Genomic DNA, 14,653 nt, shown 5'->3' with positions numbered 1-14,653 from the left:
CTAAATATTCTATGCGGAGCTATTTTCTGATGCCCAGCCTCTCTATAAGCTTCCGGTATCTCTCGATATCTTTTTTCTTGAGATACTCTAAAAGTCTTCTTCTGTGGCCGACCATCTTCAAAAGCCCGCGCCTTGAAGTATGATCCTTTTTGTGGGTCTTGAAATGCTCCGTCAGCCCGTTTATCCTCTCGGTTAAGAGGGCAATCTGAACCTCCGGAGAACCGGTATCGGAATCATGCTTCTTAAAATTATTGATAACTTCGTTTTTAGTCTCTCTCGCCAAAGACATGTTGTTATCTCCCCTTAATCAATGAAAAACCTTGAAAGGCTTTAGATTCATTTTGTTTTCTCTTTCAGCCTTACTTTTTATAACCACTCTGGCCAGGGCCAGCAGCTTCTCGTTATATATCAACTTTACGACCGCGCCGGGGATATCATATGCATCCCCCTTTCCCCCGGAAACCCTATCCTCAAAAAGCCCTTTATCGAAGAGTAGGGGAGCGCCGTTCACCACCTGATTCGCCTGCCCCTCGTTTATCGATATCTCCATCATGTCTCCCACGGCCTCCCTTAACCCGATGACCTTAGACCATCCTTTGGGCCCCCTCTTCCCGTTGCCGCCTCCCCTTGCATCCCCCAAAACCGCAAACTCCTTAAGTGCCGTCGATTCCTCGATTGAGAAGGGGCCGGATCGCGTCCTCTTAAGGCCCTCGAGGTGGGCCGGCAGTCCAAGGGCCTTTCCTATATCCACGGCCAGGGAGCGGATGTAGGTCCCAGGGGAGCACGTGGCGTCGATCGTGATCCTGGGCCTGGTGTAGTCGACAAGCTCGATGGAAAAAATCTTTACCTCCCTCTCCTCAACGTCAACCGTGACCCCGCTCCTTGCAAGCTTGTAAAGCCTCACCCCGTCGACCTTCAGGGCCGAATAGACGGGCGGACGCTGTCTTATCGTCCCGGCGAAGGACCCTACCGCCTTTCTTATATCCTCCTCGGATACCCCCTCAATATCCGCCTCATCGCATCTCTCGACAATCTCCCCCGTGGAGTCGTAGGTGTCAGTGGCCATCCCCAATACGATCACCCCTCGGTACGCCTTGTCGGTCTTGTCCAGAAAGGGGATCAGCTTGGTCCCCTGGTTTATCCCCATGACGAGGACACCGGTGGCAAACGGATCGAGGGTGCCGGTGTGGCCGACCTTCTTTGCCGAGAGAGCCTTCTTGACCCTCATAACCGCATCGTGGGAAGTAAGCCCGGCGGGCTTGTCGACTATCAGGATCCCGTCCTTAGACATCTTCAACTCCCCCGCTTTTCTTCATTCCGCCGTTTTTTTTTAAGCTCCGCTTCCACGACCTTGAAGACCTCGGCCTTGACATCAAGGAGATTTCCCTCGACCGTGCAGCCGGAGGCGTTCATGTGACCGCCCCCGCCGAAGGCGCCGGCGATCCTTGAAACATCCAGCGGATTTCTCGATCTGAAGCTTACCTTGTACTTCCCGCCGCCGGAAAGCTCACGAAAAAGGATGGCGACCTTTACGCCGGAGACGAATCTCGGGTAGTCGATAAATCCCTCGATAATGTGGGGGCCGCTGTCTGTCTTTTTAAACATCTCCTGCGATATCGTCATCGCCCCGATCCTTTTATCGGCGCTGAACTCCAGTGTGTCCAGCGCCATCTTCAACAGGAGAAGTCGGGACACGGAATAGTTCTCGTTCACCTCTTCCGCAATGGCGTCAGGGACCACCCCCACCTTGACGAGCTTTTCCGATATGCCAAAGGCCCGGTCGTTGGTGTTGGAATATGTAAAAGAGCCGGTGTCGGTCATGATACCGGCATATATGCAGGTGGCCACCTCGAGACTCAGGGGAAGCCCCATAACATTCAATAAATCGTATATTATCTCGCTTGTGGCGGACGCCTCCGTTTTAACGAGATTGATATCCCCAAAATTGGTGTTGGACTTGTGGTGATCTATATTGATAACCTTTCTGAAATTTACCTCAGGCTCAAAAGGCCCTCCGGTCCTCATCCAATCGGTGCTGTCAACGACGATCGCGAGATCAAACGTCCTCCCACTTATTCCATTCATATGATGGATTATTTTATCCGAGCCGGGGAGAAACTTGAAATTCTCAGGCACGGGGTCTTCCATGTACAATACAGGGTCGTGGCCCAATTTGTTTAAAATGCCCTTGAAAGCCAAAATCGAGCCTATGGCATCACCGTCCGGATTCAGGTGACTAGTCAAAAAAAAGCTTTCCGCATCGTCGATAACCCTGGAAATTTCTCTCAGCATGGAAATCAGGACTCTTCCTTCAAATCTTCTAATATTTTATCGATCTTTTCCCCGTAATCCAGAGTTTTATCATACACAAAAAAGATCTCCGGGGTTCTCTTGAGATTAAGATTGGCCGCCAATGTGCTCCTGATGAATCCGGATGCGCTTTCCAGGCCCTTCTGGGTATCCTTAATCAATGAACCGTCCGCGTCCTTTCCCACGCAATAAAAAAAACGGGCTATCCTTATGTCCTGAGACAACTCAACCCCGGTCACCGTAACCATCCCTATCCTGGGGTCTTTGACCTCCATGAGTAGCACCCTGGAGACCTCTTCCAATATCAGATCCTTCAGCCTCTCGATACGCCTTGAGCCGCTTTTTTTCAATTAAAGAAAATCTCCGTCGGAGTAGCTCAATATTTCGATCTGGTGGTTTATCATCTCCGCCAGATCGAGGGACTCCGCATAGTTAACTATCTTGTCCAAATGGGAGTTGACAAAAGACGCGTCATTCCCCAGAACGGCCACCCCTATCACGGTCCTCTGCCAGAGGTTCCCCCCGGCGACTTCCGCACAGGCCGCATTGAATTTATTTTTTATCAAAGAAACCAGCCTTTTAACCACCCGCCTTTTGGACTTCAAAGAGTCAGCGTGATGAATAAAAAACTCCATCCGACCTACTCCCACAACCATTTTACAACTCCCGGGCTACTTCCTCAATCTCGTAGGCCTCGATGATATCTTTAGGCTGTATATCGTTGAAGTTATCTATCTTTATTCCACATTCGTAACCGCTGGCAACTTCCTTGGTGTCCTCCTTGAACCGCCTCAACGAAGACATCTTGCCCTTGAAAACCACCTCGTCATTCCTGATCAGACGAACATTCGATCCACGGAGTATCTTTCCGTCAATAACATAGCTTCCCGCCACGGCGCCTATTTTGGGCACATTAAAAATCTCCCTGACCTCGGCCCTTCCCAGGGTCTTCTCTACATACTTCGGCGCGAGCATTCCGGTCAGCGCCTTTTTGATATCATCCACACAGTCGTAGATGACATTGTAGAGCTTGATCTCCACGTTCTCCTTTTCCGCCAGCTCGGCAACCTTCGGCTCTGGACGAACCGAAAAACCGATAACTATCGCATCGGAGGCGGATGCCAGTATGACGTCCGACTCCGTGATACTTCCCGTGGCTCCGTGGATGATCACGACCTTTATTTCATCGGTAGAGAGATTGATGAGATTTTCAGACAGCGCCTCGGCAGACCCCTGAACGTCGGCCTTTATAATCAGGTTGAGCTCCTGTTTGCCCTCCCTCTTGATCCTTTCATACAGGTCTTCGAGGGTTACCTTTGCCTGCGGCACCACCATCTCCTTTTCCCGTGATCTCATCTGCCGGTGGCCCGCTATCTCCTTCGCGTCTCTTTCGCTTTCGACCACTATCATCGGATCACCGGCATTCGGCACTCCACCAAGACCGAGGACCTCTGTGGGGATGGAAGGTCCCGCGCTTTCTACATTTTCCCCCTTATCGTTGATGAGGGCCCTTACCCTCCCGCCGTAGAGACCCATTACAAAATGATCTCCAACCTTCAGCGTCCCCTCTTTGATCAAAACCGTCGCTATAGGTCCCCGTCCCCTGTCAAGCTTCGCCTCAATAACCACTCCCCTGGCATGCTTGTTCGGATTTGCGCTGAGCTCCAGAACCTCGGCCTGAATAGCGATCATTTCCAAAAGCCCGTTGAGATTCTTCTTCTCCTTGGCCGATATTTCAACGAAAATGGTATCCCCCCCCATCTCTTCCGTGATGAGGCCGTACTCAATTAGACCTTTCTTTATCTTTGAAGGATTTGCCTCCGGCTTGTCTATTTTGTTCACAGCGACTATGATCGGAACGCCGGCGGCCTTTGCATGATTTATCGCCTCAACCGTCTGCGGCATCACACCGTCGTCCGCCGCTACGACCAAGACGACAATATCTGTAACCTCGGCCCCCCTGGCCCGCATGGTGGTAAAGGCCTTATGGCCTGGTGTATCCAGAAATACGATCTTCTTGTCGGCAATGTCGACCTCATATGCACCGATGTGCTGGGTTATCCCCCCAAGCTCCCCTCCCACGACGTTGGTCTGCCGAATAGCGTCCAGCAGCGTCGTTTTGCCGTGATCCACATGCCCCATTATAGTCACAACGGGGGGCCTTAAGACCAGGTCCTCCCTCCTGTCGTCGACTTCCTTTATTATCGATTCTTCCTCAAACGCGACATTTTCCACCTCGTACTCGTAATCCTGCGCCACGAGGGAGGCCGTGTCCATATCTATGACGTTGTTTATAGAGGTGGTCGTTACTCCTAATTCCATTAACTTCTTAATAATGTCCGCCGCCTTTACCCCCATCTTCCTGGCCAGCTCTCCCACGCTGATTACCTCCTCTATCTTGATAACCCGCTTACTCGCCTTGGGAGTGGTAATCAGGGGCTTTTTAAAGACCTTCTTTGCCGGTTTTGCGGCCTTTGCCTCCTTCTTCTTCGGCTTTTTCCTCTTCTTCTCTTCCCTGAACTGCTTGCCCTCGTCCCATTTAACGGCATCATCGGTCCTTATCAAGATCTCTCTCTTCTTGAGCGACCTCTTCTGGGGCTCCATTGAAACATCTTCCTGTTGACGCTTCTTCTTTTTCCTTCTCTTCTCCGCCTCCTTCTTTGCGGGGGCCGGGGCCGTACCAACAACAGAGGGTGATCCTTCCTTCTCCCCTTTATCTCTCTTGAACTTTTTGTCTTTTCCGTGGAGGATATCCTCCTTCGTAGGCTTCTGAATTACCTTGGGCCTTAAAATCTCGGTAATCTCATCTTTGGAAACGGTCTTCAGCCTTTTCCTTAAGACCCTCTCTCCCTTAACTTCCGGCGCTTTCGCAGCCTTATCTGCTCTATCCCCTCCCTCAACCGGAATGTCTTCGATCTTAGGCGTAGATTCTTCAGCAGTTTTTAACTCCTCCTTCGCCTTAATCTCTTTATCCGCCTTTTTTGGCATCTCCCTCTCATCGGCCCTCTCTGCCTTTTCAGACTCTCTCCTCCTTATCTCTCTTTTGTCCTCCAGCTTCCTTTCCTCCTCCCCCTTGGACACGGCCTCAACCTCACCTTCAGCCACCTCAACATCTTCGGCCGCCTCCTTTTCCTCTTCCTCCATGCCCTCCTGTACAACACGCTCCTGGGGCTTCTTCTTGGCTCTCCTTCTTATTACGGTGGGTTTTATCCTCTCTTCGACCACATCGGCGCCCTTCTCCTTGATGATCTTGTCCTCGAGAATTTTTACCTCTTCCGGTTCAAGGATCATTTCCGGGTCGTCGATGTCTATGCCCATCTCCTGAATCTTCAACAGGAGCGCTCCGTCGTCCACCTTTAACTTTCTTGCAAGTTCAAAGACTTTCATCTTTGCCATAAAAGAATTACCCCGTTTTCTCTGACACTGCGTTACATTTAAGACCTATATTAATACTATTATGAATACCACGATGAAATTTACAAAAATCTGTGATTGCCTCTTTATTGTCAAGATTCGCCGTCCAGAAGCTTCTTGGCGGACTCTATGATACTCTCTGCCTTCTTCTGTCCGATTCCTTCGATCTTGCTCAGCTCGTCTATGCTGCTCTCGGCGATCTTCTTTACGTCATCGAATCCCCCCGAAATAAGGAGCTCCCTCGTCTTTTCCCCGACCCCCTCCAAATTCACGAGGGAGACCGACGCCTTATCTTCCACCGCCTCGGCCGCGGCCCCTTCCCCCTTGACTATCTCCAACGCCGAATTGTAGAGCTTCTCGGCGGTTTTATGTCCAAGGTGCGGGATATTCGAGAGAAATTCGAGGCCCGCGTTCACGACGCCCTCGGGGGATGTAATCCCTTCCTGATAGAGTATCTCCGCCGTCGCAAGGCCCACCCCTGGGAGCGCGCCCAGGGAGTAGATCGCCTCGGCGAACTGCTTTTCCCTCTTCGAGGAGCTCTTGATGTCCAGCCTCCACCCCACAAGCTTTGAGGCGAGGCGCACATTCTGTCCCTTTTTGCCTATTGCGAGGGAGAGCTGATCGTCCTCGACGATAATCTCCATGCTGTGCTCGTCCTCATCTATCACCACCTCGCTGACCTCAGCCGGGGAGAGGGCGTTGCAGACAAACTTGACCGGTTCTTCGTTCCATGGGACTATATCGATCTTCTCGCCCCTCAGTTCCTGGACGATGCTCTGAACCCTGGATCCCTTTATTCCGACACAGGCCCCCACCGGGTCCACATCCTTGTCTCTGGAGTAAACCGCTATCTTGGAGCGTTCCCCCGCCTCTCTCGAGGCGCCCATTATCCTGACTATCCCCTCGCTTATCTCTGGGACTTCAAGCTCGAAGAGCTTTATCAAAAGACCGGGGTGGGTCCTGGAGAGGATTATCTGGGGGCCCTTCGATTCCTTCAGCACCTCGAGGATATAGGCCCTAATCCTGTCCCCCTGACGGTAACCCTCCCGGGGTACCTGCTCCTTCTGGGGGATGATCGCCTCGGCCCTGCCAAGATTGACGTATATTTGACCGCGTTCGAAGCGCTGTACCATTCCGGTGATCAGCTCGTTTACCTTTTCGTGGTATTCGTCGTAAATATTCTCCCTCTCGGCGTTCCTCACCTTCTGGATTATCACCTGCTTTGCGGTCTGGGCGGCAATCCTTCCGAAGTCGGAGATATCCATCTTGAAGCCGAGGCTGTCTCCGATTACAGCGTCCGGATCTGATTTATGGGCTTCCTCGATGGAGAGCTCGTTTTCGGGATCTGTGACCTCCTCTACTACCTCCTTGAATTCAAAAAGCTCGACCTCGCCAAGCTCATTGTTGAAGGTGGCCTCGATCTCCCTCAAGGTCCCATACTTCTTCTTGGCGGCGGTGAGGAGCGCCGACTCGATAGCCTCGATCAGAACCTCCTTGGATATGCCCTTCTCCTTTTCGATCTGCTCCAAGACGTTGTTAAGGCTGTAGTATTGCATAGTCTGCCCTGCGGCCGGTTTCACCTTAAGAATCCTCCAAAATATGTAATGCCTTCAATTATAATAACTCTAAAAAAAACCCTGTATTTCATTTCCCCCCAATTTCCGTCGTCTATAAAACCCTTATTCTATATAACCTTTTCACGAGTATCATTCAATCATTTTGACGCTTAATCATACCGCTTTTTAATCATGTCGCTTTTACTCATATCTATATATGAGCCTTGCTCTCTTAATATTTTTCAGAGGGATTGAGAGCTCCTCTTCCGTCCCCTCCCTTATCAACACACCCTCCCCCGACACACCCAAGATAGTCCCAGTAAAATTTTTCCTCTCTTTAAGAGGCTCCCTGACCCTGATTTTGACCTCACTTCCCGTATACGCCCTGAAATCTTCCTCCCTCCTCAAGGGCCTTTCCAATCCCGGCGAAGAGACCTCCATGGTATACGGGGAATCGATCGGATCCTTGGCGTCGAGCATCTTGCTGATGGCCCTGCTTACTTCGGCGCAATCTTCCACGTCCACACCGCCCCCCTCGGGACCCTCGCGGTCGATGTAAAACCTCACGAGCCACTTCCCCTTCCCCCTTTGAACCTCGAGCTCCACCAAGGAAAGACCGTGAAGGTCACACGCCTTTTCGCCTATGCGCCAGAGGACTCCCTCCAGTCCTTCAAATATCCCTTCCTGTTCCAAGATAACAGCCTACCCGACCGATTCGCTTTGTCAAAGCCTAAAAAACTATCGCAAAGACCCTAAAAATAAAAAAAGCGGGCCTTAAGAGCCCGCCCTTTAAAAAGCAGACCCAAAACTCCATATCACCTAAGAATGCGCACTAACATCGTCTATTAAAACAGAGACAATATTCAACAAAAAGAGCGATACCAAATACATCAATCTAACGGCCCTTTCGCTGTCTTAAACTGGAGCGGGCAACGGGGATCGAACCCGCGACTTTAAGCTTGGGAAGCTTACACTCTACCATCTGAGTTATGCCCGCAAAATTAAGAATTGACACCGTAATAAGCTGTCAAACCCTCTATTTAACCTTAAATTATATTTAATATTGCCAAGAAAGTCAATATTTTTATCACTTATTTCTATATTCAACCATATTCAAACGGAAAAGGGACCCTTCAAGAACGTTCAAGACGCGATTGAAACGGGTCCCTGACCGCTTTCTTAGTCTATCTCCAGGGCGTCCAGAAGCTTGTCTATATCCACATCACTTCCACCTTGATCTTTCACTTCCGGCTTCTTTGCAACGATCAAATTATCCTCTGCTTGAAGGTTCATCGCCCCCCGGGTTATAGGAGCGGAGTCGTTTCTCTGTCTGGCAATCAATCCCATATCCCCCAATTCATCGATATGCTCGGCCTCGAGCTTGGGCCGTACAAACTCCTGGGGAATAGGGATCGGAATTATCTTCTGAGACTCCAATTGTTTCAACAGCTCCTTTGACGCCGCCCTGAGGCCCAGCTCCCTTGCGACGTTTTCTATTATCTCCCTCCCTATTACATCAAGCTTTTTCAACATACCTTCCAGAAGGGCATTGTCGCATATATTGTTTATGAGCCTCGGGATCCCCTTGGAAAAGGTCTGGATTACCTGGACCGCCTCCCTGGTAAAAAGCATCTTTTTTGCGCCGGCCACCCTCAACCTGTGTTTTATGTAGTTTTCGGTGGATTTGAAGTGGAAACACCCCAGCTCGTATCGAACCGCAACCCTCTGGTTGAGGGGCTCATCCTGCCTCAGGTTTTCTTCCATCTCGGGAAGCCCGAAAAAGATAAACGATATGAACTTTCTGCCCGGAATCTCGAGGTTCAAGAGCCCCCTGAACTCCTCCATGATCGACCTGTCTTTCAGCATCTGAGCCTCGTCAACAAGGATCAGCGCCGATCTTCCCTCCTCCTGTATTTCAACAAGCCTTTCATAGAGCTGACTCAAAAGCTTCATCTTGTCATCGTTTGGACTCTCGACACCGAGCTGGGTCGCGATCTTCTTGAGGAGCCAGTCCGCCGTGATCCCGGAGTGGATGATAACAAGCATCGAGGCCTCGAACCTGTCTTCGGGAAGGGACATAAGGAGCTTTCTGGCAAGGGTGGTCTTGCCCGTCCCAACGTCCCCCAAGAGAATTGCAAGGCCCTTCATCGACTGGGCGACATACAGGAGCTTTGCCAGGGCGGTGGTATGCTGGGCGCTCTCGTAATAAAACCTGTTGTCCGGCGTGTTGGAAAACGGATCCAACTTCAAGCCGTAATATTCGTAATGTTGCATCTTTAGAAACGGTATTTATAGGTCTCTTTACACCAAAAAAACCTCGCCTTCGAGAAAGGCACTATGAAGCGTTAAAAAGGTTTCCTATTTATTGACAAGCAAGACAAGAAATTTTCAACTCTTTACCAAAAATCTTTATGAATTCCCTCGCCCCTTTAATTATGTACCTCACCCTAAACGAGCGGATTGTCGGCAGCTATTACAGTATTATATAATATTTTTCGGAAAAATAAATGAAATGCTCATAAAACCGACCAACCCCCTTTATCTTCTCCGGAGCTGAAGCCCATCCTCCCAGCAAACGACCAACCCCCTTTATCAATCCCGGACTCGAAGCTTATCCCCCCTGCGGCCGACCAGCCACACCTTTCATCCCCCCGACTCTAAACCCGCCCACCCTGAGGCTACCCCACCTATCATCCCCCAGACTGAAAATCCATCCCCCCCGCGACCGACTACCTCCCAACCCCCTTCTTATATATAGGGCACCCGACCTCTTAAAACAGGGACGGAGCCGTTGTCAGACGTAAGATATCTTGTCTTTCTTCCCCACTACGGAGGGCTCCTTCTCCTTCTTTATTTCGACAGGCTGTGACGTCAGGCCCGCCAGGGTCTTCACCTTTTCGGAGACGTCCCTGAAATCTTCCTTTTCATTAAAGATGCTCTTATATATCGGATACGCCTGATCTATGTCGTTGTCGGCCTCATAGGAAAGCGCAAGCTCGTATAGGAGGCCGTGTCTTTCGTCGGCTTTTATTTCCGGGGTGTCGAGGGCCTCGCGGAAGTAATCGATGCTCTTTTCAAAATCCCCCATATCCCTGTGGGTGACTCCCATCATAATGAAACTGTCGAGCCTTTTTTTGGGGTCGTTTACCGAGATATTAAATGACTTTATCGCATCGTCAAAAAGTCCCATCTCCCTGTATGCGATTCCGAGGTTGTAGTGGGTGTCATAATCCTCTTTCCCGAACTGCTTTTCAACGCCCTTTTTGAACTCGTCGAAGACATCTTCGAAGGAGTAATGCTCGTCCTCGCCCAAAAGCCCCGCTCCACCCTTCGATTCCAGAGACATGTCTTCGTCGAGGACCACCCCCTCCAGCTCCTTCCTGAGATCGAAATACTCCTCCCCCTCGCTCAGGGTATCGTCCTCGGGGGTCATGCTGATAAGTCCTCCCCCTCTATCCATATCTCCAATGTCAACATGCTCGGCAACGACCTCCTCCGTGGTGAATTCCACGCCCTCATCCAAAAATCCGTCATCCACCGATATCTCGATCGGCTCCGCGCCCATATCGCCAAGCTCTATAGATTCCGGTATCTCCATATCTTCGATGGGCTGCATCATCTCTTCATCCATTGCCAGCCCCATCTCTTCGACATCATCCTGTACGATATCGAACGTATCGATATCTTCCGAGGGAATCGCCTCGTCAATCATGGTCATATCGTGCCCGGAATCGAGCTCCATCGCCCTCGTTTCCGCATCGTCCGCTACATCATACATTCCCTTTCTCTTGGCGACGGAGGAAATATCAAAAAAAATCTCCGCCGCGCGCCTGAGATATTCGTCTTTCTCCTCCCCCGACTGGGAGATTTCGAGATACAGCTCGGCGAGTCTCATTTTCGGGGATATATATTCCGTATTTTTATTGTTGTATGCTTTCAGGACTTCGGCCGCTTCCCTGTACTGTCCGTATTTTACGTATGTGTCGACCTTCAACATCACCATTCGTCCTTCGTTGTCAATTACCTCATCTTTTAGATCCACTCCCGGCTCTACTTCAAAGGTGGCCGGCTCGGACATCTCGTCGGCTCCCGTAACCTCCTCGAATACCTCCGCCTCCAGAACATCCCCGTCCTCCATCTCTATGACATCGGCCTCAATGACATCCTCTATGACGTCGCTTTCGCCGGAAAACCCCCTTACGTCCCCTTCTATTCCAGAGCTCGTCATGTCCCCGGTAACAGCGCTTGTGAGATTGTTATAGAGCGCCTTGTAATGCCCGGCCTTCTCCTGCTGTCTCTTCCCCTGGAAATAGACCATGAGCTCTGTGTAGAGCTTGCCGAGGAGATCGGTCCTCCCCAGCTTCTCGTAGACCCGGGCCAGCTCTTCTTTCGCCTCCATAAACTCTGGATTGACTTCGAGCAGCTTGTTCAGAATATCGGCGGAAGCCTTATAGTCCTGCTTTGCCAAAAGGATCCGAGATTTCATATAGAGGAGTTTTCTGTCATCCGGGGCAACCTTCAGACCCATATCTATGCGGCCGCTGGCGAGATCGAGCCTGTTGCTCCTGATATATATCTCGGCGAGGACGGAAATCATGTCAACCCGATCGGGATGATGTTTGATGAGCTTCTCATAGAGACTCACCAGGTCTTCCCCCCTCCCCTCCTTTTTGAGCTGTTCGCCTATCTTGACGTATTCGTCGAGGCTCTTGTCAACGAATTTACTGCGATAGTACGCATCGGCGAGCTTCATCCTCAAGGCGAGATTCGAGGGAGCCATCTCCGCCATCTTGTCAAGGGTGTCCAGCGCCTTTCTCGTATCCCCCTTCTTATCGTAGTAGGAATAAACGAGCTGGAACTGTTTTATGGCGTCTCCGATCAGGTTTTGCTTGTGGTATAATTCCGCGAGCTTGAGGTTGATCTGAATCTGGACGGGATCGAGCTTAAGAACTTGTTTGTAAACGGCTATTGCCCTCAGGTAAAATCCGTCTTCGGAATAGAAGTTCGCCACATAGTTATATTCCGATATGGCCTCGGCCCTTTTGCCCTCTCTGGCGAATAAATCACCGAGTTTTTGGCGTACCTTTATATCCTTAGGATCTTCCTTTACAATCCTCTCATATTCTCTTATAGCCTTGTCATACTGGCCCTTCTGAAAGAATTTCTGAGCCGCCAGCATTGACTTGTTTTTATCAAAAGCCATGACTAAAAAAAACAATTAACCTTTTGTAATATACTAAATTAGGCAAAAAAAGTCAATAGTATTACGCCAATTAATTTCCCCATTCTTTCCGAATTTACGCAGGAAAACCCTCCCCCAGACCCATCAAAACACACACTTACCGCCTTCAAGGAGTCAAAGGCGGAAGGTGAACACGGTATTCCTTCAATCCCAAGCGAAAGGAGAACACCACGCCCCTCCTCCAAAAACGCTGACGTTTGCCTAAAACAATTTTCATTGAAATTACATTGTATAAATAACTATTTTTATATAAAAAATATGTGAGCACAGTCACTTAAGGATCAATTAGAGACCAAAAGCCGAAAACCCGCAGTCACGGCGAAGATTCATATATATTTGTTCAAAAAGCGGATATCGCGATACCCATCTATAAACTCCGGATCCTTCATTATCTTCTTGAACAGGGGAATGGTTGTCTCTATCCCCTCTATGTGAAACTCCGAAAGGGCCCTGCTCATCCTCTTTATGGCCCCATCCCTGTCCCTGGACAGTGTTATCAGCTTCACGATCAACGGATCGTAGTAGGGATTTACATACGCCCCGGAGAAGATGGCGGAGTCTACCCTGACCCCAGGCCCGCCGGGGGGGATGTATCTCGTTATCACGCCGGATGACGGGGTGAATCTGAAGGGGTCCTCTGCCGTTATCCTGCACTCCAGGCTGTGTCCCTTGTATTGAACATCCTCTTGACTCAGTCCGAGCCTCTCCCCGAAGGCCAGCATGATCTGCCACTTGGCCACATCTATTCCGGTAACCATCTCGGTCACCGTGTGCTCAACCTGGATTCTCGTGTTCATCTCCGAAAAGAAATATTCACCGCCGTCGGTGACGAGAAATTCCACGGTCCCCAGATTTGAATAGTTCACGGAGCGGGCAAACTTAACCGCCGCCTCCCCCATCTCTTCGCTGAGCTCCCTTTCGACCACCGGCGACGGGGATTCCTCGATAATCTTCTGATAACGCCTCTGGATCGTGCAGTCCCTGTGCCCCAGATGGATTACGTTCCCCTCCATATCGGCGACGATCTGGAATTCTATGTGTCTTGCCTTGTCGAGATATTTCTCGACGTATATCCCCGGATTTTTGAGATAATCCTGGGCCTCCCTCTTGGCATTGTGGAAGCTGTCCAGGAAATCCACCTTTTCCGGGACCACCTTGACCCCCCTGCCGCCGCCTCCTCCCACAGCCTTGAGAATAACCGGAAATCCGAGGGATTCCGCAACGCTCAACGCCTCCCTGTCATCCACGAGGGCCGTGTCGCTTCCGGGGACAACGGGGATTCCCGACCTGTTCGCCTCCCTTTTTGCGGCGATCTTGTCGGCCATCAGCGACATCGTATCCACGCCGGTCCCAATAAAGACGATGCCCGATTTCTGGCACGCCTCCGCAAATTCCAGGTTCTCCGAAAGGGGGCTGTACCCGGGGTGTATTGCGCCCGCGCCGGTAATCTCCGCCGCGGACAGAATCGAAGAGAATTTTAGATAGCTCTCCTTGATATCCGCGGGCCCGATACAGACCGCCTCGTCCGCGAGCAGGACGTTCAGGGCGTCCCTGTCGGCCTCGGAATAAACCGCAACGGACTTTATCCCCAGCTCCTTCAAGGAGCGGATTATCCTTATTGAAATCTCACCCCTGTCGGCGACAAGAACTTTTTCAATCATTTTTTTTCTTTATAAGAAAGAGCCTATATACTATATGGGCTCCAAAAGGAATAACGACTGGCCGTATTCAACGGGCTGGCCGTTCTCGACAAGGATAGACACAATGATACCGTCGGACTCCACCTCTATCTCATTGTTGAGCTTCATAGACTCGACAATACAAAGGACGTCCCCCTTTCTGACCTCGCTGCCCACCTCGACAAAGGGGGGGGAATCGGGCGAAGGCGATCGATAAAAGCTGCCCACGAGGGGAGATACAACCGCGACGAGCTCGCTTCCCTCCGGGACGCTCCCCTTCGGCTTATCCAAAGACGGATTTTTCTCTACCGATCCGCCCAGGTTTCTCTTGATCATAAGACGCTCGCCGGAGCGCTCGATCTCTATCTCAGAGATATCCGTTCCATCGATCACCTTGATAATATCTTTTATCTCCTTGAGATTCATTCCATTTACCGCCTTTTTTATTCAGC

The 14,653-nt window shown here is 50.6% G+C and carries 12 protein-coding genes and 1 tRNA gene; all 13 read right to left on the bottom strand.

The features are described 5' to 3' along the window. Positions 1–19: 19 nt before the first annotated feature. Positions 20–289 (bottom strand): 30S ribosomal protein S15, encoded by a 270-nt coding sequence (gene rpsO / locus JW984_12210; GenBank protein ID MBN1573951.1) that lies wholly within the window; start codon positions 287–289, stop codon positions 20–22. 18 nt (positions 290–307) lie between these two features. Next, positions 308–1,291, bottom strand: a complete 984-nt coding sequence (gene truB / locus JW984_12205; GenBank protein MBN1573950.1) for a tRNA pseudouridine(55) synthase TruB — start codon at positions 1,289–1,291, stop codon at positions 308–310. 2 nt (positions 1,292–1,293) lie between these two features. Next, positions 1,294–2,292, bottom strand: coding sequence for a bifunctional oligoribonuclease/PAP phosphatase NrnA (locus JW984_12200; GenBank protein MBN1573949.1), 999 nt, complete (start codon positions 2,290–2,292; stop codon positions 1,294–1,296). Between the two features lie 5 nt (positions 2,293–2,297). After that, a complete protein-coding gene (gene rbfA, locus JW984_12195) occupies positions 2,298–2,660 on the bottom strand; it encodes a 30S ribosome-binding factor RbfA (GenBank protein MBN1573948.1) in 363 nt (120 codons plus the stop codon). Next, positions 2,661–2,945, bottom strand: coding sequence for a DUF503 domain-containing protein (locus JW984_12190; protein ID MBN1573947.1), 285 nt, complete (start codon positions 2,943–2,945; stop codon positions 2,661–2,663). Between the two features lie 22 nt (positions 2,946–2,967). Then, positions 2,968–5,706: a translation initiation factor IF-2 gene (gene infB, locus JW984_12185; GenBank protein MBN1573946.1), complete on the bottom strand. Its 2,739-nt coding sequence runs from the start codon at positions 5,704–5,706 to the stop codon at positions 2,968–2,970. A gap of 110 nt (positions 5,707–5,816) precedes the next feature. Further along, positions 5,817–7,304: a transcription termination/antitermination protein NusA gene (gene nusA / locus JW984_12180; GenBank protein MBN1573945.1), complete on the bottom strand. Its 1,488-nt coding sequence runs from the start codon at positions 7,302–7,304 to the stop codon at positions 5,817–5,819. A 177-nt stretch (positions 7,305–7,481) separates the two neighbouring features. Next, positions 7,482–7,973: a ribosome maturation factor RimP gene (locus JW984_12175; GenBank protein ID MBN1573944.1), complete on the bottom strand. Its 492-nt coding sequence runs from the start codon at positions 7,971–7,973 to the stop codon at positions 7,482–7,484. Between the two features lie 228 nt (positions 7,974–8,201). Next, positions 8,202–8,277: transfer RNA gene (locus JW984_12170), tRNA-Gly, on the bottom strand. Positions 8,278–8,459: 182 nt separating this feature from the next. Next, the gene (locus JW984_12165; GenBank protein MBN1573943.1) at positions 8,460–9,554 is read right to left on the bottom strand and encodes an AAA family ATPase; all 1,095 of its coding nucleotides are present in this window, start codon (positions 9,552–9,554) and stop codon (positions 8,460–8,462) included. 520 nt (positions 9,555–10,074) lie between these two features. Next, complete coding sequence (locus JW984_12160; protein ID MBN1573942.1) at positions 10,075–12,483, bottom strand: tetratricopeptide repeat protein; 2,409 nt, start codon at positions 12,481–12,483, stop codon at positions 10,075–10,077. A gap of 365 nt (positions 12,484–12,848) precedes the next feature. Continuing rightward, positions 12,849–14,183: an acetyl-CoA carboxylase biotin carboxylase subunit gene (locus JW984_12155; protein ID MBN1573941.1), complete on the bottom strand. Its 1,335-nt coding sequence runs from the start codon at positions 14,181–14,183 to the stop codon at positions 12,849–12,851. Between the two features lie 30 nt (positions 14,184–14,213). Next, a complete protein-coding gene (gene accB / locus JW984_12150) occupies positions 14,214–14,627 on the bottom strand; it encodes an acetyl-CoA carboxylase biotin carboxyl carrier protein (protein MBN1573940.1) in 414 nt (137 codons plus the stop codon). Between the last annotated feature and the right edge of the window lie 26 nt (positions 14,628–14,653).

The sequence above is a fragment of the Candidatus Zymogenus saltonus genome, assembly GCA_016929395.1.
Classification (GTDB): domain Bacteria; phylum Desulfobacterota; class Zymogenia; order Zymogenales; family Zymogenaceae; genus Zymogenus; species Zymogenus saltonus.
This window is presented reverse-complemented; position numbering and strand designations above follow the sequence as displayed.

Excerpts from the sequence above, each read along its gene's own strand:
- JW984_12160 (MBN1573942.1), bottom strand. The coding sequence starts at position 12,483 with ATGGCTTTTGATAAAAACAAGTCAATGCTGGCGGCTCAGAAATTCTTT.
- truB (MBN1573950.1), bottom strand. The coding sequence starts at position 1,291 with ATGTCTAAGGACGGGATCCTGATAGTCGACAAGCCCGCCGGGCTTACT.
- JW984_12190 (MBN1573947.1), bottom strand. The coding sequence starts at position 2,945 with ATGGAGTTTTTTATTCATCACGCTGACTCTTTGAAGTCCAAAAGGCGG.
- JW984_12200 (MBN1573949.1), bottom strand. The coding sequence starts at position 2,292 with ATGCTGAGAGAAATTTCCAGGGTTATCGACGATGCGGAAAGCTTTTTT.
- JW984_12165 (MBN1573943.1), bottom strand. The coding sequence starts at position 9,554 with ATGCAACATTACGAATATTACGGCTTGAAGTTGGATCCGTTTTCCAAC.
- infB (MBN1573946.1), bottom strand. The coding sequence starts at position 5,706 with ATGGCAAAGATGAAAGTCTTTGAACTTGCAAGAAAGTTAAAGGTGGAC.
- JW984_12155 (MBN1573941.1), bottom strand. The coding sequence starts at position 14,183 with ATGATTGAAAAAGTTCTTGTCGCCGACAGGGGTGAGATTTCAATAAGG.
- accB (MBN1573940.1), bottom strand. The coding sequence starts at position 14,627 with ATGAATCTCAAGGAGATAAAAGATATTATCAAGGTGATCGATGGAACG.
- rpsO (MBN1573951.1), bottom strand. The coding sequence starts at position 289 with ATGTCTTTGGCGAGAGAGACTAAAAACGAAGTTATCAATAATTTTAAG.